Annotated in this window: 13 protein-coding genes; 4 read left to right on the forward strand and 9 right to left on the reverse strand. The window is 68.5% G+C overall.

The genetic code is table 11. The features are described from left to right. Positions 1-76: 76 nt before the first annotated feature. The 4 genes from C5O27_RS04690 to C5O27_RS04705 all read right to left on the reverse strand — a co-directional run bounded on the left by C5O27_RS04690 (position 77) and on the right by C5O27_RS04705 (position 3,094). On the reverse strand, positions 77-433 hold the full coding sequence (locus tag C5O27_RS04690) for an SH3-like domain-containing protein (protein WP_127962043.1): 357 nt from the start codon (positions 431-433) through the stop codon (positions 77-79). A gap of 5 nt (positions 434-438) precedes the next feature. After that, positions 439-1,149 (reverse strand): thiocyanate hydrolase subunit gamma, encoded by a 711-nt coding sequence (gene scnC, locus C5O27_RS04695; RefSeq protein WP_127962044.1) that lies wholly within the window; start codon positions 1,147-1,149, stop codon positions 439-441. A 16-nt stretch (positions 1,150-1,165) separates the two neighbouring features. Beyond that, a complete protein-coding gene (locus C5O27_RS04700; protein WP_075862905.1) occupies positions 1,166-2,008 on the reverse strand; it encodes an SH3-like domain-containing protein in 843 nt (280 codons plus the stop codon). Between the two features lie 279 nt (positions 2,009-2,287). After that, complete coding sequence (locus tag C5O27_RS04705; RefSeq protein ID WP_035753900.1) at positions 2,288-3,094, reverse strand: TetR/AcrR family transcriptional regulator; 807 nt, start codon at positions 3,092-3,094, stop codon at positions 2,288-2,290. Positions 3,095-3,206: 112 nt separating this feature from the next. Here C5O27_RS04705 and C5O27_RS04710 point away from each other — a divergent pair, with 112 nt between their 5' ends. Further along, positions 3,207-4,157: a sterol desaturase family protein gene (locus C5O27_RS04710; RefSeq protein ID WP_075862906.1), complete on the forward strand. Its 951-nt coding sequence runs from the start codon at positions 3,207-3,209 to the stop codon at positions 4,155-4,157. Here C5O27_RS04710 and C5O27_RS04715 read toward each other — a convergent pair. Genes C5O27_RS04715 through C5O27_RS04725 form a run of 3 tightly spaced genes read right to left on the reverse strand, consistent with a single transcriptional unit; the run spans position 4,141 to position 12,045 of the window. After that, positions 4,141-8,100, reverse strand: a complete 3,960-nt coding sequence (locus tag C5O27_RS04715) for a murein biosynthesis integral membrane protein MurJ (RefSeq protein ID WP_244216590.1) — start codon at positions 8,098-8,100, stop codon at positions 4,141-4,143. The two genes, C5O27_RS04710 and C5O27_RS04715, sit on opposite strands and share 17 nt — an antisense overlap. A 17-nt stretch (positions 8,101-8,117) precedes the next feature. Further along, positions 8,118-10,955: a DUF6049 family protein gene (locus C5O27_RS04720; protein WP_425269597.1), complete on the reverse strand. Its 2,838-nt coding sequence runs from the start codon at positions 10,953-10,955 to the stop codon at positions 8,118-8,120. Continuing rightward, entirely contained in the window at positions 10,846-12,045 is a 1,200-nt protein-coding gene (locus tag C5O27_RS04725) for an NUDIX hydrolase (RefSeq protein ID WP_127962046.1), read from the reverse strand. The genes C5O27_RS04720 and C5O27_RS04725 overlap by 110 nt, the downstream gene beginning before the upstream one ends. A gap of 227 nt (positions 12,046-12,272) precedes the next feature. Here C5O27_RS04725 and C5O27_RS04730 point away from each other — a divergent pair, with 227 nt between their 5' ends. Beyond that, positions 12,273-13,715 (forward strand): CCA tRNA nucleotidyltransferase, encoded by a 1,443-nt coding sequence (locus C5O27_RS04730; RefSeq protein ID WP_006361147.1) that lies wholly within the window; start codon positions 12,273-12,275, stop codon positions 13,713-13,715. Positions 13,716-13,737: 22 nt separating this feature from the next. Here C5O27_RS04730 and C5O27_RS04735 read toward each other — a convergent pair whose 3' ends face one another. Then, the gene (locus C5O27_RS04735; protein ID WP_127962047.1) at positions 13,738-14,664 is read right to left on the reverse strand and encodes a diacylglycerol/lipid kinase family protein; all 927 of its coding nucleotides are present in this window, start codon (positions 14,662-14,664) and stop codon (positions 13,738-13,740) included. 48 nt (positions 14,665-14,712) lie between these two features. Here C5O27_RS04735 and C5O27_RS04740 point away from each other — a divergent pair, with 48 nt between their 5' ends. Continuing rightward, positions 14,713-15,294: a TetR/AcrR family transcriptional regulator gene (locus C5O27_RS04740; RefSeq protein ID WP_006361145.1), complete on the forward strand. Its 582-nt coding sequence runs from the start codon at positions 14,713-14,715 to the stop codon at positions 15,292-15,294. A 13-nt stretch (positions 15,295-15,307) separates the two neighbouring features. Continuing rightward, positions 15,308-16,837 (forward strand): glycerol-3-phosphate dehydrogenase/oxidase, encoded by a 1,530-nt coding sequence (locus tag C5O27_RS04745; protein WP_127962048.1) that lies wholly within the window; start codon positions 15,308-15,310, stop codon positions 16,835-16,837. An 11-nt stretch (positions 16,838-16,848) separates the two neighbouring features. Here C5O27_RS04745 and C5O27_RS04750 read toward each other — a convergent pair whose 3' ends face one another. Continuing rightward, entirely contained in the window at positions 16,849-17,940 is a 1,092-nt protein-coding gene (locus tag C5O27_RS04750) for an aminotransferase class V-fold PLP-dependent enzyme (protein ID WP_006361143.1), read from the reverse strand. Positions 17,941-18,025 lie beyond the last annotated feature (85 nt).

Below are 18,025 nucleotides of genomic sequence, written 5' to 3' on the forward strand. Positions count from 1 at the left end.
GTCATCGCACGACGCTGCGATGAGGCGGTTGTCTACAGGGTTGCTTCGACTGTGGACAACTGCGTTGCCCCCGCCCTCAGGCCTCCAGCCGTGACCGGACCGCGGCCATCCGTTCGGCGAGTTCGCGCTCGTCGATCACCCCGCGGTCGAGCAGTGTGTGGGCGAGGGCGACGAGCTGATTCTCCGGATAGGGAAGGTCGGCATACGTGGTCGCCGCCAGCCGGTCCTCTTCATCGCGTCGTTCGACCGGGCCAGGGGCACAGGTGGTGCCGGAGGCCTGATCGAGTGCGTCACAGAGCCCGTCCAGGCTGGACTTCCACGGCGGAATCGCGTTCTCCACACCGTATTTCGACGCCATTCGGGGCCATACCTGGCCGCGTCCGACGATGTCGACGAGAGGCGGATAGACGCGGGGACGATGCGGAGTCGACATTCGTGTCAGCCCTCCATCGGGTGAATTGCGGGACGGATCGACGTGACACGGTTGGTTGTCACTCCGGGTTTGGGCAGGGCGACCCCGATGACACAGTCGCGGGTGATGATCTCGGCGAGCTGGTCGTGGTTCCAGTCCTCGGTCCCGGCCGGACGCTGCGGCATCACCATGAAGCGGTGCTTCTGGTTGGAGTCCTGCACGTTGACGCTGACGCCCTCGGGCAGTTCGAGGCCGAACTCGGCGAGGACCTGGCGCGGCCAGCGGACCATCCGACGGCGGTAGTTCGGTGTCCGGTACCACTCGGGTGAATTGCCCAGGATCGGACGGGGGTAACACGAACACAGCGCGCACACGATCACGTTGTGCACGGTAGGGGTATCCGCCAAGATCTCGAATGCCGTGAAGTCACTGGGTGTTCCGAAACCCGTGGGTTCCAGCCAGTCCACCCCGACCTCCTTGCTCGCGGTCATCGGCTCCTTCATCGCAAGCTCTTTGAAGTCCGGTTCGAGCCAGGCCCGTGCGACGAGCGCCGCCGCGGGTGTGGGGCCGATCTGTTCGGCGAACTCGGTGAAACGTCGATGTTCGTCCGCGGTGAAGATCCCCTTCTCGATGCACAGTTCGCGCAGGGCGATCTCGAGGACCTCGAAGTCGGTGATCTCGTCGACCATCGGCGCGACGGTCCGCTCGTGGTCGTGGTCGTGGGCGTCGTTGCTCATGATTGCGTGTCCTGTCCTAGCCGCCGGCTGGTGCCAGCCAACGTTCCGGGATCTCGGTCTGCAAGGTGTCGCCTGTCGGCCCGCCGTAGCCGTGCCACAGGTCGGCCATCGGGAACTGCACGACGTAGAACCATTCGGTCTTGGCGTCGTCCATCGCGAAGGTCTCGTCTTCTGCCGCCGGGCTCTCATAGGCGATCTTGACGATCTTTCCGGTGGCGCCACGGCAGTATTCGGGTGTGCGCGTGTAGAAGATGACCGGCATCTCCCGGACGAGGACTTCGTCACCCAACGCGAATCGCGGCTCGCCCGCCTGACCGGCATATACCTGGGGGTCACCTTTGCCGACGGCCCGCTTGTGATGTTCGTTGCGGACGACCCCGGAACCGTCGCCTTCACCGCGTGGCTTGGCCTCGGGGGCCTTGCCACCTGTTCCGTTCGCGTAGCGCTCCTGGATCTCGACCATCCGCTCGGTGAGCTCGCCCAGCTTGATGTGGTGCTTCTCGATGAGGACCCGCGCAACGGCGATTATCCACCGACCGTAATACGGCAGTCCGAGATACTGGGCGCGCCCGACATCGACATTGCCGATACGTCGACGTTCCTCCGACAACCAGATTCCTCGCCAGGCGAGGACCTCACACATGACGTAGGTCATATGCTCCCATGTCTCGTACTCTTTGCCCTCGAGGAACATCGGTGAGTCTGGCTCACCACCGACGTCGTGAACGGGTTTCCAATATGCGGCGATCCGGGCGTGGTCGAGCATGTCCGGGTACGGGGCATCAATCAATTCTGGATACGAAGAGTGAAGTCGCGCAACAAGATGCAGTTGTTCCGCACGTTCCTTGGCAGTGCTCACTCGGCACCTCCGGGGGGCCTGATCGGCAACAGCGAACATTGCTGAATGTACTCTTCGACACTCTGGATCGGGCTCGATTCGTGCCCGATCAGAAAGTCGATTCCCTGTAATTCTTGAAATACATTGATGTAATGAATACCGGGAACCGGAGAATTCGACGATCAACGTCTAGAATGCCAGATATCGGCATTCCCGCGAATTGTCCGAAAAGTGCTTTTTGGGGCTGGGTGCGGACTCTGCCGGAGTGGCCGTCGCGGTAGGCAACGCAGCGGTCGGGGGTCAGGTCACCAGCCGGGCATGCGACGCGATGAGCAGGTCGACGGAGACGTCGAGGATGTCGTCGATGTCGTTGCCGCTGTTGAGGTCACCGCTGTTGAGGTCACGGTCGGGCGGGTCGTGGGACGGCGGCGTCGGTTCATCCCCGGGCGCCTCCCCCGCGATGTACCAGTCGACGAGCAGCTGCGTGACGGCACCAACCAGGGCGACGGAGGTCAAACGCTGCCCGCGTGAAGGCGTCATGGTCCCGCGGGCCAAGTTCAATATCAGCTCAGCCCATCCGTGGATGGCGTGCATGCGGACGCGCTCGAGCTTGCCGGAGACCCCGACCACTTCGACGAGCATCACGCGGGCACGCCGACGGTCCTGCGCCAAGCACGACATGAAGGCACCCAGGGTGGCCCGCGCCGCCGACGGAACATGCTCGGCGGCAATGCCTTTCATCTCCGGAGAAGATGTCCCGTGCTCGCTGTCGGAACGATTGGGGTCCGATCGGATGGCGGTGGTTCGGTCTTCCGGTCCCGAGGTGAGAAACTCCGCCGCGGCGGCTACGGTCGCAGAGCGGACGAAGTCGACGCAGTCGAGGTAGACCGCTTCGAGCAGCTCGGCGCGGTCGCCGAAGGACTCGTAGAAGTAGCGCTGGGTCAGGCCGGCAAGAGCACAGATGTTCTTGACCGATGCCGTTGCGTAGCCGTCGGTTCCGAAGATCTCCAGGCCGGCCTCGATCAGTGCGGCGCGGCGTCGGGCGCGGCGCTCCTCGGGATCGGCCCCGCCGTAGCGGCGACCGGCCGTCGATGACGAGACCGACACCGCTCTCCTCCTTCTTCACCACCAGGCCCTTTACAGCCTCGCTTCTGACACGTTACCTTGTCAGAAGCAACTGACATGCTGACGTGTCAGATGGTGGGCGAAGGGGTACACCGTGTTGGAGTTCTTACCGGAACCGATGCGCGAGCCGACGGTTCTCGCGATCCCGTTCTTCGTGACGATGCTGGCGATCGAATGGTTCGCCGCCGCCAAGCTCGAACACGACCCCGAGAACGGCCTCGATGGCGAGGGCGGACCGCTGCCGGGCGCGTATGAGACGCGGGACGCGCGCGCGAGTGTCCTCATGGGGCTCGTCTCCATCGGCACCAGCGCCTTCTGGAAACTTCTCGGGCTGCTGGCCTACACCGCCCTGTTCACGTATGTCGCTCCGTGGCATCTGCCGATGGACCAGTGGTACTCGTGGGTCATCGCCTTCGTGGCGGTGGACTTCATCTACTACTGGGTGCATCGGGTGTCGCACCGCGTGCGCATCGTGTGGGCGACGCACCAGGCCCATCACTCCAGCGAGTACTTCAACTTCGCGACCGCGCTGCGCCAGAAGTGGAACATCAGTGCGGCGATCGTGATGTGGCTACCGCTCCCCCTGCTCGGCGTGCCGCCGGCTCTCGTCTTCTTCGCGTACTCGCTGAACCTCATCTACCAGTTCTGGATTCACACCGAGCACATCGACAGGATGTGGCGACCGTTCGAGTACGTGTTCAACACCCCGTCGCACCATCGCGTCCATCACGGGCGCGATCCCGAGTATCTCGATCGGAACTACGGTGGCGTCTTCATCATCTGGGACCGGATGTTCGGATCGTTCACGCCGGAGGTACGACGCCCGCGCTACGGTCTCACCAAACCGGTTGACACGTACAACATCTGGCGACTCGAGACGCACGAGTACGTGGCGATCGCCCGCGATGTGAGATCGACGTCGAGCTGGCGGGCTCGTCTGGGCTACATCTTCGGACCGCCCGGGTGGACGCCGAAGACGGGCGAGCCCGCTGCCGAACCGGTGGCGTCAGGCGTCGAGAACGAGTCGGTCAGCCCGCCATCGTGACGCGGCCGACCTCGGCCTGGTAGCCGCCCGCCGCAGGTGGCAGCGTGGTGATCCACACCATCACGTAGCGGCTGGCTTGCGGAGACGCGATCCGGATGGTCGTGGTGTTCTGATCGACACGACCCGCGGCCACCGGGGTGGTCCGGGCGAAGGCGGGCTTCGCGTTCGGCGAGGTGCGGATCTCGACGTCGAAACCCGGGGTCGGGGTCTCGATGGTCACCGACTTCACGGCGCGCTCGTCCCCGAGGTCGAACATCAGCCCCAGGCCCGGCTTCAGACCGCCGAACTCGGGACGGCCCCGATAGTTGTCGGTCTGCCACGGCGGCGCGGCACCGGTGATCACATTGCCGACATTGGCCGAGTTGTCCGGCGGCTGCGACGAGAAGTCGGCCACGGTCACCGACCGGAGCGCGATGTCCTGCGCCGGCGGGGCCTCGGTGGGTGCATTCGCCCCGGGGGCCGGTTCGCCCGGCGGTGCCGGCTCGGTGGTGGTCAGGATCGAGTCGATGTCACTCGAGCCGTCACCGCTCCCGAAGACGTTGGTGGCTCCGACGATCAGCGCGATGACCACGAAGATCGCGAGCAGGCCTGCGCCGATCAGCAGTGCCAGGTTCTTGCGTCCCGGCTTGTGCTCGGCGCTGCCGACCCGCGGCGCCACCGAGACCGGCGGCGGCGCGTCGGCGTCGGTGATGGCGGGCAGCATGTCGGTGTTGAGGTCAACGACCGTTGCCTGGTCGAGGACATGCTGGACCGTCGCCGCGGTCCGGATCCCGCGGGTGCCGTCGAGCGCACGCGCTGCGACGGCCGAGATCTCGAACGGGATGTCGGGCTTGGCCGCCCTCGGTTCAAGCGGCTGACCGTTCTCACCCGGTGCGGCCACCGGGATTCCGCCGATCGGTTCGGTGACGTCCTCGGTGGTGACGAGTCGCGAGCCGTTCTCGGGATCGAGGGTCCACCGGTTGAGCAGGAGGGCGTAGAGCACCGCGCCGAGTCCGCGCACGTCGGAGGCCTTGTCGTCTCCGGCGAGTGTGCCCGGGAAGGCGAGAACCGCGTTGCCGTCGTGGCTGATCCGGATGCGGTCGGGATGGTCGATCGACAGTGCGCCGCCCGAACGGTGGGCGATCTCGGCGGCCGCGGCCAGCGAGCGCACGGCACGAGCGGCACCGATCGGGGACGGCTCGGACCGGGCGACGTCGGCGAGCGACGAGCCGGGCACCCACTCGGCGACCACGATGCCGCCGGAGGAGCCGCGCACGACGTCGAGCACCCGGGCCACGCCGTCGGAGGTGATCTGTCCGAGGCGCAGGGTCCGCGAGAGGACCGCCTGGGGTCCCTGGTCGGTCGCCTTGATCGCCTGTCCGCGCTCGAGCGGCGGGGCGAGCTGGTCCGCGTCGACGAAGGTCAGTGCCACCTCGCGGTCGAGGTTGATGTCCTGGGCGCGCCAGAACTGCAGACCGCGGGTGCCGCCGTGCTGTTCGAGGAGTCGGTATCGGCCGCCGGCGACCGCCGCGCCCGGGATCAGGCGCGGGCCGCGTCGACGGGCGACCTCCGGAGCGGGGGCAGCGGCCGCCGCATCCGGGGTCGGGGCGTGAGCGGGTGTGGAGGGAGTCTGGGGTCCGGCGGAATGGGGTTCGGCGGAATGGGATTCGCCGGGGCCGGATTCGACGGGCGACCCGGTGGGCGCAGTCGTGTCGATCTCGCTGTCACTCACGCGACGGACTCCTTTCCTCCGGTATCTGATGTCGCGCGGAACCGGTGCACGCTCTGGGATGGGACGTACATCCCGGCCGGCGCCGATCGCGCCGCCGGAGTGCACAGAGTAGGACTGCCACGTCGCGGTACCCCTGTCGAAGCGGCGCAGCACTTGTACCTGACCAGAGTACGGGAGCGATTCGTCGGCAGAGACGCGCGGAAACTGAACTGTGATCGCCGGGGACTGTTCGCGTTCGGGCTCTGCGGGCGGCGCGAGGGCCGGGACGAACCGGCCGAGGAGACGACGCACCGAGTTGCCGATCGCGACCACGTCCGGCACCCGCGCGGCGGCCAGACCCGCGTAGGTCACCGACAGCACGACGACCGCAGTGAGGACGAGGTAGAGCACCGAGCCGACCTTGCCGAGCCAGCCGATCATGTGATCGAGGCCGGACACCTTGGCGACTGCCCACACGACCGCCGAGACGCTGAGGGAGACCGCGAAGGTCACCAGCGTGGTGCGGGCGACGTTCGTCAGTCGTGCGCCGCGCAGGCGGCTGCGGAGCAGATAGTGGCCGACGATGGCGCCGACCAGGTAGCCCAGCCCATTGGACAGGGCGAGCCACCGCACGACGTTCGACGGGTCGTCGAACAGGACGGGGCCCATGTACGACGACGTCACCTTGACCACGGTGATGCCGAGCGCGATGAAGGTCGGGGTCCAGGCGTCCTCACGGGCGTAGAAGACGCGTAGCTGGACGAGTGTCATCGAGTACGGGATCAGCGTGAACGCACCCCAGGCGAGCACTGAACCCAGCTGGGAGGCGTCGGCGGCGTCGAACCGGCCGAAGTTGAACACCGCGATGGCGATGGCCGGCCCGAAGAAGGTCATGAACGCCACGACGGGAACCAGCGCGACCATCGTCAGTCGGGTGGCCAGCGACAGATCGTCGACCACGGCTTTCGTGTCGTCGGCGGCCGCGTTGCGCGACAGTCGCGGCATGATCGCGGTCAGGATGGTCACGCCGAGCACGCCGTAGGGCAGCTGCAGCAACTGCCAGTGGGTGAAGTAGATGCTGACGCCGGACTCCTCGGCGGAGGCGGCGATGCGGTACGTCGCGATGAGACCGACCTGCAGCAGGGCGACGTAGGCGACGATCGCCAGCGCCATGTTGCCGAACTGGCGCAGCCGGGCGTCGATGCCCCATTCCAGCTTCAGATGCACCCCGGCCTTACGCAGGAACGGCACCAGGACCATGGCCTGCAGCACCACGCCGAGAGTGCAGCCGATACCCAGGACGAGCAGCTTCGGATCGCTCATCCGGACCGGGTTGAGAGTGATCTCGCCGGGCACCAGGGCGTACAGCACGAGGGTCGTGATCTGGACGACGTTGTTCAGCACCGGAGCCCAAGCGCCCGGTTTGAACAGGCCGCGCAGGTTGAGCACGGCGATGAATAGTGCGGAGAGCCCGTAGAACAGGATCTCCGGCAGCAACAGGTACGCGAGGTGGGTGGACAGGTCCCGGTTGACCTGTCCGTCACCGAGATTCAGGTAGGTCAGCAGTGGCGCCGCGATGACGGCCAGGACCGTCGCCGAGCCGAGCACCACCACGGTGATCGTGAAGATGCGGTTGAGGAACCCCTGACCACCGTCTTCGTCTTCGGCCTCCGCGCGCGCGAGGAGCGGGATGACGATGGCCGTGAGCACGGCGCCCAGCACGACCTCGGCGATCATGTTCGGCAGCACGTCGGCGGCCTGGAACGCCGAGGCGATGCCCGAACCGAGCATCGCCAGGATCAGAACGGTGCGCAGGAAGCCGGTGATGCGACTGAAGAGGGTCGCGATGGCGATCGAGCCACTGGTCCGCAGGATGCTCGAGTCGGAGTCGCGCGCCAGACCGGTCGACGACGAGTCGTCGCCGGCGGTCACCGTCTTCGACGACCCGGTGTTGACGGCGTCGGTCTCACCGCTGTGTCGTTCGTGGTAGCCGGCCGCGTCCAGACGGCCGGGCCGGGCCGGCGGGGCGTCGACTCGGAGACCGCCGGCGACGGGTCCCTGGGCATGCCGGGCGCCGGGAGCAGGAGGCGGCGGGACCGGCCGGCCGGGCCGCGGTGGTGGCGGCACGGGGCCGGAGCCGGGCGGGATCCGGCGGGGTGCAGCGCGATCCGGACGCTGGGGAGGCACCGCACCGGGTGTCCCCGGCCGCGGTTCGCGCGGCACATCGTTCCAGTTCACGTGGTGTTTCGCCATCCTCGTTCAGTGCTCGATCAGGGGTCGTGCGGGTGGTCTTCCGGCTCATCTCCGGGTGGCCGACCTTCGCCTTGCAGGGTACGGCGTCGCTCCTGATACCCGCTTCCCGCCAGCATCCGCTCGAGTTCGTCGGGTTCGGGACGGTCGGCGTCGGCGGGGTCGGGCTGACCGCGGAACCGGTGCCACAGCCTGCGTGCGGTCAGCAGCACGAGCGCCACGCCGGCGACGATGGTGATGTAGAACAGCGGCTTGCCGTAGGCGTTGGTGTGTACCTGCAGGGTGATCGGCTGACCGAGGGGTACACCGGTGACCGTGGCCAGCCGGATGTCGATGGTGATGGCCTCGGAGGTCTCACCGCGTGTGGGGAGCTGGATCTGCCGGGTTCCGCGGGCGGGGATCTCGATCACCCCGAGATCGCCGATCTCGATGCCCTCGGGCGCGGAGGTGGTCAGGCGGGCCCGCACCGGCAGGGCGAGGTCGTTGCGGACCGCGAGCAGGACCGGGCTGCGTTCGGAGGCCAGGGTGTACCGGCCGCCGGGGTCGAGGATCGTCACGGACTGACCGAGGCGGTGCAGGGTCGACGCCACGGCGTCGATGCGCTCCTCCTGCAGCCGTCGCAGATGCGTGTAGACCGCGGATCCCTCCACATCAGGGGACCTGATGGCACGCAGCTGGTCCTCGCGCAGCGGCGACATGTACCGCTCCGGGGTGGCCGCGACATCGGCCGAACGGACCAGCGCGCCCTCGAACTGCCAGCTGTCCTCGACGTTTCGACGGATGGCGGCGGTCGCCTGCGACGTGAGGACGGATCCGACGCGACCGACGGGTCCCACCCCGGGCGGGTTGGTCAGGCGGCCGGTGGCGTCGGCGGTGTTCAGTTCCTGCACCAGGGACGCGAGGGGTGTCGGCGTCGCGGCACCGGACTCGAGCAGCAGGCGCGCGGTCGCGAAGAGTGCATCCGAATCCGCGACCGTCGGGGACCAGTAGGTCGGGGGCACGAGGAACGCCGAGCGACCCGCCACCGGGATCCGGGGGTTCGAACCGTCGGCCGGATCCGGTTGCGGCGCGACGATCGCCGGGTAGGCCAGCGCGGCGATCGCACTCTGGCGTCGACTCCCCGTCGACTCGTCGGTGAGGTCGACCTGCTGCGATTCCGGGGTGAGGGCCGGGGTGCTCGGTGCGGTGCCGATCGCCGCGAGTGACGCCGTGATGGGTGCGTCGAAGGTCTGGGCGGTGAGGCGTCCGACGCGGTAGCGGCCGGTGTCGTCGCGGCGGCCGGTGGGGACGACCGAGTTCGACGCGAGCGCGGTCGAGGTCACCGCGGCCTCGGCCAGGGCGTCGGCACCGGCGTCGTCGACGGCGCCGATCGCGGGCACGGACAGGCCTCGCACGCTGCGTACGCCCAGGATCGCGTCGACGATGTCGGCGGGTTTACGGAGTGCCGCCTCGGTGAGTCCGGAGTTGCCGATCCGGGCGAGCGACGTCAGGTCGGCCTGCGCGAACGGCAACGCCACCACGCACATCCGGCTCGCGGTCCACCGCAGGTCGTCGAGCCAGCGGCCGGCGATCTCGGATCCGTTGCCGGGCCGGGCGGCCGAGGTCGGGTCGGCCGGGTTCGTCGACACCTCATAGCCGAGGGACATCGCGCGGACGGTGACGACGAGGTCGGGGTCGATGGCCAGGCACATGCTCTCGGCGAGCTTCTCGGAGCCGGGCACCGCAACCGGGGCCGGTTCGGCCGGGCTCTCTGCCGGGGGTTCGGAGGACGGTGGTCCGGACTGCTCGCGCGGCGGTGCCCCGACAACCTTCTGCAAGGCCTTGAGCAGTTCGTTCAACCGGCCGCCGGTGTCGAGCGACCGTGCCATGTCCTCATTGATGAGCCGGACGGGCTCGGTGCTGCCGCCGAGGACGCCGGGCGCGAGCTGCGGCGGCGCGGCCATCGGCCACAGCATCGTCATCCGGGCCGGGCTGGCCAGATCAGCCGAGACCGAACCGTCGGGCCCGAGCCCGGGCACCGACGGGGAACCCGTCTCGTCGGCGGTCGGGTCGACGTAGTCGCGGGCACGGATCTCGTCGGGCGGCAGCGACAGCACGGGTAGCAGCATGCGCGAACCGGCGACCTGGGCCGGGTTGCCGTAGTCGGGGGTGCCGTTGACGTTGACCTGCATCGGATAGACGCCGGTCGCGGAGATCCCGAGTCCCTGGCCGTCGGGTCCGGAACCGGCGGACAGCGCCATCGACATCCGGAAGCCGACGCTCTCCCCCGGCGCGAGGGACTCGCTGAGCGCCTCGAACGGACCGGCGACGGCCACCGCGGGATCGTCGTCGGCGAGCTGGGTGCGGAGTCCCGAGGCCGACCCGACGGCATCACCGCGTTCGAGGCGGATCGACAGGTTGCTGATCGAGCGGTCGCCGATGTTGTCGACACGACCGCTCACCGTCACCACCGGCCGGCTGGTGGTGGTGACGATCGACGGCGACATCGAGTCGATGACGATGCGTGCGAACCGCGGCGACGACTGCTGGGCGGGATTCGCCCCGGTGGCACTCGTCTCGGGTACGGCGGAGGCCGGTGCGGCGACACCCGGCAGCAGCAGTAGTGCGACGACCCCCAGCACCGCGGCCAACGCGATCACGACCTGCACCCGCGGATCGATGATCCCGCCGCGACGATCATGGCGTCGCTCGGATCGGCGGAGAGAAGGACGAGAGAACGGACCGGACCGGACAGGCAACAGCCGCGGCTCAGCCATCGCCGGCCGCGGGCCGTCGGGGACGGCGTCGTCGCCGGCGCGGACGAGCCGGGGGCGGGGGCTCGTTGCGGCGCTGATTGCGCGCTGCGGCGGCTTTCTCATAGGCGTTGGGTTCGGTGCGAATGCTGTCGGCCTCGGACTGGGCGAGTCGGGTCGGGTCGGCGGCGAGATCGGCGATCACGCCGCGGGCCATCCGGGCGAGTCGCCGCTCGTCAGAGTACGTGAGGCGACGCGGCAACTCGTGCAACGGCACCCAGGCCACCTCGCTGACTTCGTAGTCGGCGTCGGACAATTCGCCGCCGACACAACGCAGGAGGTAGTGGTGCACGGTCTTGTGGATGCGACGACCCTCGCTCACGAACCAGTAGTCGATCTTGCCCAGCGGCGCGACGACCGTGCCCAGGATTCCGGTCTCCTCCTCGACCTCACGGATCGCGGTCTGCTCGGCGGTCTCGCCGGTTTCGATGTGGCCCTTGGGCAGCGACCACATCATCCGGCCGCGACGATCCACCCGGCCGATCAGCGCGGCGGACAGCTCGTCGATCGGCAGACCGAGGTCGGAGACGACGAGTCCGCCGGCCGACGTCTCCCGCACGGTCCGGAGCTTCTCGGTGTTGGTGCGATCGTCGGACCGGTCGGCGGTGCGATCCGCCCGTGAGGAGCGGCGGCGGCCCTTACCGGCCTTGCCCGTCGTCGTCTGGGTCAGGCCCTTGGTGGTGATGGTCGCCGTGACCGTGGCCATGTCGGAAGGCTTCGGCGGCGTGACCTTCGGGCGGGCTCGGTCGGGGTCGACGGGGAGCCTCTCCACCGACTCGGCCTCGACGGGGTCGGGGCAGGCGGGATCGGCGGTGCGGGCGCGGACGAGGTCGTTCGGGGTGGGCCGGCCGGTCGACGGCGCCGGCGACGTGGCCGGGTTGTGCTGCTTGTGGGAGCCCGGTTTGTGGCCGTTCTGTTTGGGGCCGTTCTGCTTGGAACCGGACTGTTTGTGACCGGCGGCGGCGTGACCACCGTTGTTGTGCGCCGCGGTCGTTCCGCGACCCTCGCCCTTGCGGCGGCCTCGACGCCGGCGACCGCGCCGGGTGCGACGCCCCTGGCCGGCGGGATTCTGACCTGCATGTCCGCCACCGTCCCCATGCGAACCCGACGAGACGTCGCTGACGTCTGAAGGGTTGGTCGAGGAATCGGTGGACACTCCACGATGCTAGCGGCTGGTCACCTGCAGTTTGCCCGGACGCCTCGTAGTGCGGGGAGGATGTCGACACCGGCCACGGAACGGGCGGACACGGTGTACGACGGATATCGACAGGTGGCCACGACTCGGCCCGTGGTCCGGCCTCCTCCACGGCGTCGAAGCCGCGGGCGACGACGGTAGGGTGGCAAGCCGTGAATGACTCTTCTCCGTCGGATGTACGGCCGTCGGTGTCGGATCCGGACCGCAAGACGCGGCTGCTGGCTGCAGCGGCGATAGCGCTCCGGGAGCTCGACGACGTCCTGGCTCCCCTCGGGGAGTTGTTCGCGGCGGCTGGTCACGAGTTGTACCTGGTCGGTGGCTCGGTGCGAGACGCCGTGCTGGGCCGGCTGGGAAACGACCTGGATTTCACCACCGACGCTCGTCCCGAGCAGGTGTCCCGCCTCCTCAAGGGATGGGCCGACGCCTTCTGGGATGTCGGCATCGAGTTCGGCACGGTCGGCATCCGCAAGGGTGAGCACCAGATCGAGATCACCACCTTCCGTGCCGACAGCTACGACCAGGTCAGCCGGAATCCCGAGGTCACCTTCGGCGAGACCCTCGACGACGACCTGATCCGCCGTGACTTCACCGTCAACGCGATGGCCGTACGTATCGGTGCGACGGGCGCCGAGGACTTCTGTGATCCGCTCGACGGTATGTCCGCGTTGCTGGCCGGGATGATCGACACCCCGGCCACACCGGAACAGTCCTTCGGCGACGATCCGTTGCGCATGCTGCGCGCCGTCCGTTTCATCTCGCAGCTCGGATTCGGGCTCGCGCCACGCGTGTGGCAGGCCATCACCGAGATGAACGGTGAGATCGACCGCATCACCGCCGAACGGGTCCGCGCCGAGCTGGACAAGCTCATCTGCGGGGAGTTCCCCCTGGACGCGATCGACGCGATGGTCGAAACCGGTCTGGCCGAACGGGTGATGCCCGAGATCCCCGGGATGAAGCTCACCATCGACGAGCACCACCAGCACAAGGACGTCTACCAGCACTCACTCACCGTGCTGAAGCAGGCGATCGACCTCGAGGAGGGCGATCCCGACCTCGTCCTGCGCTGGGCGGCACTGCTGCACGACATCGGCAAGCCCGCGACCCGGCGCCACGAACCCGGCGGCGGTGTCAGCTTCCACCACCACGAGGTGGTCGGTGCCAAGATGGTGCGCAAGCGGATGCGGGCGCTGAAGTATCCGAAGGCCGTCGTCTCCGACGTCGCGGACCTGGTGTTCCTGCACCTGCGGTTCCACGGCTACGGCGACGGTGCCTGGACCGACTCGGCCGTACGGCGCTACGTCAACGACGCCGGTCCCCTGCTGGACCGTCTCAACAAGCTGGTGCGTGCCGACTGCACGACGCGGAACAAGCGACGCGCCCGCCGGCTACAGCAGAACTACGACAACCTCGAACAGCGGATCGCAGCCCTGAAGGAGGCCGAGGACCTGGAGAAGGTCCGCCCCGACCTCGACGGCAACGCGATCATGGAGATGCTCGGTGTCCCGCCCGGACCGATCGTCGGCCAGGCCTGGCGGTATCTGAAAGAACTCCGGCTGGACCGCGGACCGCTCAGCCACGAGGAGGCCGAACAGGCGCTCGGGGAGTGGTGGGCAGCGCGAGGGGAGAAGTAGGCGCGGGGAGGAGCAGTACCCGTCAGCTCGGCGTCGGTGCCGGCGTCGGCGGCGTGAAGACCTCGATCGCGTGCGGGACAGCCTCGAACACCGCGGGCAGTTCACCGACGAGATCACCGTCGACGGACACCAGCGCGGGCGGGTCGCAGTAGAGCTCGACCTCGCCCCCGCGCATCGTCTGCACCAGCGGATGGTCGACGTGCGTGCCGGCGAACACCTTCGGGAAGACGCGGGCAAGCGTCGGCCGGGCGAACCGCGGCGGAATCTTCGCGAGCGTGACGTCGAGCTGCCCGTCGGACACCGATGCCTTCGGGGTGATCTTCATGCCGCCGCCGTAGGAGGTGGTGTTCCCGATCGCGGCGAGGATGAGGTCGGCCTCGACGGTGTCGTCGTCGACGCGGACCTGGTAGTGCCGTGACCGCAGGGCGATGAGCTCGAACAATGCGGCGATCGTGTACCGCGACTGTCCCCGGGGCCGGCGCATGTCGATGGCGCGCGCGGTCACCGCGGCGTCGAAGCCGGTGGCCGCGACCGTGGCGAACAGGGCGGTGCGGCCGTCGGGGAAGCTGACGCGGCCCAGGTCGACGGGTCGTCGGTGGCCGTCGAGGATCACCTGGACGGCTTCGGCGGTGTCGAGCGGGATGTGCAGGTTGCGGGCGAAGTCGTTGCCGCTGCCGGCGGGGATGACGGCGAGTGGCTTGCCCGAACCGATGCTGGCCTCGACCGCGAGGCGGATGGTGCCGTCACCGCCGGCGATGGCCAACACGTCCGTGTCTCCCCGAGCGGCCTTTCCGGCGAGGTCGGCGGCATCGGCCATGTCCTCCCCGACGATGATGTCGACCGCGACGTTCTGTGCTTTCAGGAGGCCGGCGGCGTCCTGCGCCACGTGTAGCCCGGCTCCGTGCCGCGCATACGGACTGGCCACGATGGTGACGTGTCGGATGGTCATGTGGTCGGCCCCCCGCCGATTGTGTGATCCGTTACAGTGTTACACATCATGTCAATCCGTAACGAGGAGATCGGGGATCTCGTTCTGGACGCGGCCAGGGTCTGCCTGCTGCGTAGTGGCGGCCGCAAGGTGACCGTCTCCGAGGTCGCCCGCCAAGCAGGGGTGAGCCGACCCACCGTCTATCGGCGCTGGCCCGACATCACCGAGATCATCCGCGATCTGCTCACCCGTGAGGTTCTCACCATCGTCGACCACGTGATCGGTGAGCGCGGCGAGCCGCAGGACCTCGACGCACTCGCCGACCAGGTGGTGACGGTGGTCGGGGCGCTGCGCGACAGCGACCTCATCTCGTCCCTGTGGCGTGAACAGCGGGACTTCATGGCGCCGTACGTCTTCGAACGCCTCGGCACCAGTCAGCAGGGTGTGCTCGCATTGCTGGCGGACATGCTGGCCCAAGGGCAGGGACGCAAGCAGGTGCGTGCCGGTGACGCCAAGCGGATGGCGTCGATGGTGCTGCTGATCGCGCAGAGCTTCCTGCAATCCGGGGCGCTGGTGTCGGACATCCTCGCCGAGGGCTGGAGCACCGAACTCCACGGCGTCATCGCCGGCTATCTGAGGCCCGCGCCATGAGGACGTCCTTCTGATGGCCACGTTGTCCGCGCGGACCCGCGGTCGCGCTCTGGAGTCGATGGCATCGAGTTCTGGGCCCCTCGATCTGCTGGTGATCGGTGGCGGGATCACCGGCGCGGGTGTCGCTCTCGACGCGGCCACCCGCGGCCTGCGGGTCGCCCTCGTCGAGCAGGGCGACCTGGCCACCGGTACGTCACGCTGGAGCAGCAAACTCGTACACGGTGGTCTGCGGTATCTCGCGAAAGGTGATCTCCGGATCGCCCGGGAGAGTGCCGTCGAACGCCATCACCTGATGACATCCATTGCGCCACATCTGATCTCTCCGCTCAGACAGATCCTCCCCGACCGCGGTGAACGGCAGAGCTCGGTGCTGCGATTTGGGATGCGTGCGGCAGATCTGTTGCGCCGCAACGCCGGAACGCCGAGTGCGCTGTTGCCGCCGCCGTCGCGACTGTCGGTCATGGAGACCCTCGGCCGTTGTCCGACCCTGTCGCCGGCCGGACTCCGCGGCGGGATCTCGACCACCGACGGGCAGCTGATCGACGACGCCCGGCTCGTCGTCGCCGTGGCGCGCACCGCGGCCGCCTACGGTGCGCTGATCTGCACGTACACGCGCGCCGACCGGGTCGACGGGCGCGGTGCCACGCTCAGCGATGTGTTCACGGGTGAGAGCTTCGACGTCGGCGCGCGGATGGTCGTGAACGCCACCGGCGTCTGGTCCGGCGCGGTCGACGACTCGATCGCCGTCCAACCCAGCCGCGGAACCCATCTCGTCGTCGACGCGACGGCCCTGGGGAACCCGACCGCCGCACTGACCGTCCCGGTCGGAAAGTCGTTGTCCCGGTATGTATTCGCACTACCCGCACAGTTGGGTCGGGTCTACATCGGCCTCACCGACGTCGCGGCGCCGGGCGCGATTCCCGATGTGCCGACACCGGACGACTCCGAAATCGACTTCCTGCTCGATGCGATCAACCCCGCCCTGACCCGGACCCTCGACCGCTCCGACATCATCGGCGTCTACGCCGGTCTGCGGCCGCTCATCGACGAACGCGGGACCCCCGGCGCCGAATCAGACGGCCTCGCCGATGTCTCGCGCCGGCACCACGTCCGGGTTCGCGGAGACGGACTGGTGACCGTGCTCGGCGGCAAGCTCACGACCTACCGCCGGATGGCGGAGGACGCGGTCGACGCCGCCCTGACCACCACCGATCTGACCGCGGGTGAGTGTGTCACCACCACGACCGCGCTGGTCGGAGCCCTGCGCGACCCGCGCGAGAAGGGACTCCCGGCGTCGCTGGTGGCGCGCTTCGGCGGGGAGGCCCCGACGGTCGTCGAGACGGCCACGGTGGACCGACCGCTGGATCCGATCGCCCCCGGCATCGACGTCACCCGCGCCGAGATCGAGTTCGCGGTCACGCACGAAGGCGCGGTCGGCGTCGACGATGTCCTGCACCGGCGGACACGGATCGGCCTGGTCCGGCGCGACGCCGATCTGGCACGACCGGAGATCGAGAAGATCGTGGGTCGGGTCTTGGGCTGAGCGCTCCGCGCTCAATACCCCATGGTGCGCAACGCATCTGCGAGACGGTCGAGGTCTTCGCGCTGCGCGTCGAGATGCGGGCTGAGGCGTAGGACCGGCGTCTCGGCCGCCAGGGGTGCGCGCCAGGTGCCCGCCGCGGTGACCAGGATGCCGAGCGAGAGCAGCTTCTCCCGTGCGGTGGCGACGTCCTCGAACTGCCACCCGGGCGGCGGCGCGAGGGTCACGATCGCCGACGGCTCGTCGAGCGGTTCGACGACCTCCCAGCTCGCGATGCCGTGCAGTCGCTCGCGGGTGACCCTGCCGATCATCGCCAGCTCGCGGAAGACCCGCTGCTGTCCGACGTCGAGCAGTTCGCGAACCGCGATGCCGAGTCCGAGGCGGCCGGCGATGAATGCGTCGGATCCGTCGATCTCGACCGGTCGCAGGGAGTCTCGGCGCACCGCGACGAAACCGACACCGCGCGGGCCGGCCAGCCACTTGCGGCTGGTGCCGTAGACGACATCGGCGCCGGTGACGGTGGGGACGTGCCCGACGGATTGGGCCATGTCGACCACCACCGGCACGCCGACGCGGTGGGCCAGCTCGACGATCCGCGCGACCGGCTGCACCGCGCCGGACATCGACCCGATGTGGCAGATGTGGATGAAGTCGGGTTGCTCGAACTGCAGCATGTTCTCGAGCGCATCGGTGTCGACGTGGCCGTAGACGTCGGCGTCGGGCATCGTGCGGACGGCATAGCCGCGACGCTCGAACTCCTCGAGGTTGGGACCGAACTCGTTCTTCGCCACCCACACCGTCGAGGTGACGGGGAGACTCCAGTTGGTGAGCAGGGCGCGCAGGGCTGCACGGGCGCTCTCGCGGAAGATGATCTCGTCGGGCGTGTGCCCGATCAGGGCGGCCAGATTGCGTGTGTCGCGGGCGATTTCCTCGGCGCGGTCGTCGGCGGCGACGTAGGAGCCACGTTCGGTCTCACGCCACAGGTGAGCGGTCATCGCGCCGATCACGCCGTACGACGATCGCCCGGCGGATGCGGAGTCGAGATGCGCGAGGGCGGGTTTCAGCCGCGCTGCATGCCATTGCTCGCCGAGGTCGCTGACGTACATAGGGCCTCAACCTACCGGGTACGAACGGGCTCGGTCACACGCCGGGGGTGATGTGGCGTGGGATCGATGGAACCGGCCGGGGTGG

Origin of the sequence: Gordonia alkanivorans (assembly GCF_004011905.1) — a bacterium.
GTDB classification, from domain to species: domain Bacteria; phylum Actinomycetota; class Actinomycetes; order Mycobacteriales; family Mycobacteriaceae; genus Gordonia; species Gordonia alkanivorans.

Excerpts from the sequence above, each read along its gene's own strand:
- C5O27_RS04690 (WP_127962043.1), bottom strand. The coding sequence starts at position 433 with ATGTCGACTCCGCATCGTCCCCGCGTCTATCCGCCTCTCGTCGACATC.
- scnC (WP_127962044.1), bottom strand. The coding sequence starts at position 1,149 with ATGAGCAACGACGCCCACGACCACGACCACGAGCGGACCGTCGCGCCG.
- C5O27_RS04715 (WP_244216590.1), bottom strand. The coding sequence starts at position 8,100 with ATGGCGAAACACCACGTGAACTGGAACGATGTGCCGCGCGAACCGCGG.
- C5O27_RS04720 (WP_425269597.1), bottom strand. The coding sequence starts at position 10,955 with ATGAGAAAGCCGCCGCAGCGCGCAATCAGCGCCGCAACGAGCCCCCGC.
- C5O27_RS04735 (WP_127962047.1), bottom strand. The coding sequence starts at position 14,664 with ATGACCATCCGACACGTCACCATCGTGGCCAGTCCGTATGCGCGGCAC.
- C5O27_RS04740 (WP_006361145.1), top strand. The coding sequence starts at position 14,713 with ATGTCAATCCGTAACGAGGAGATCGGGGATCTCGTTCTGGACGCGGCC.
- C5O27_RS04745 (WP_127962048.1), top strand. The coding sequence starts at position 15,308 with ATGGCCACGTTGTCCGCGCGGACCCGCGGTCGCGCTCTGGAGTCGATG.
- C5O27_RS04750 (WP_006361143.1), bottom strand. The coding sequence starts at position 17,940 with ATGTACGTCAGCGACCTCGGCGAGCAATGGCATGCAGCGCGGCTGAAA.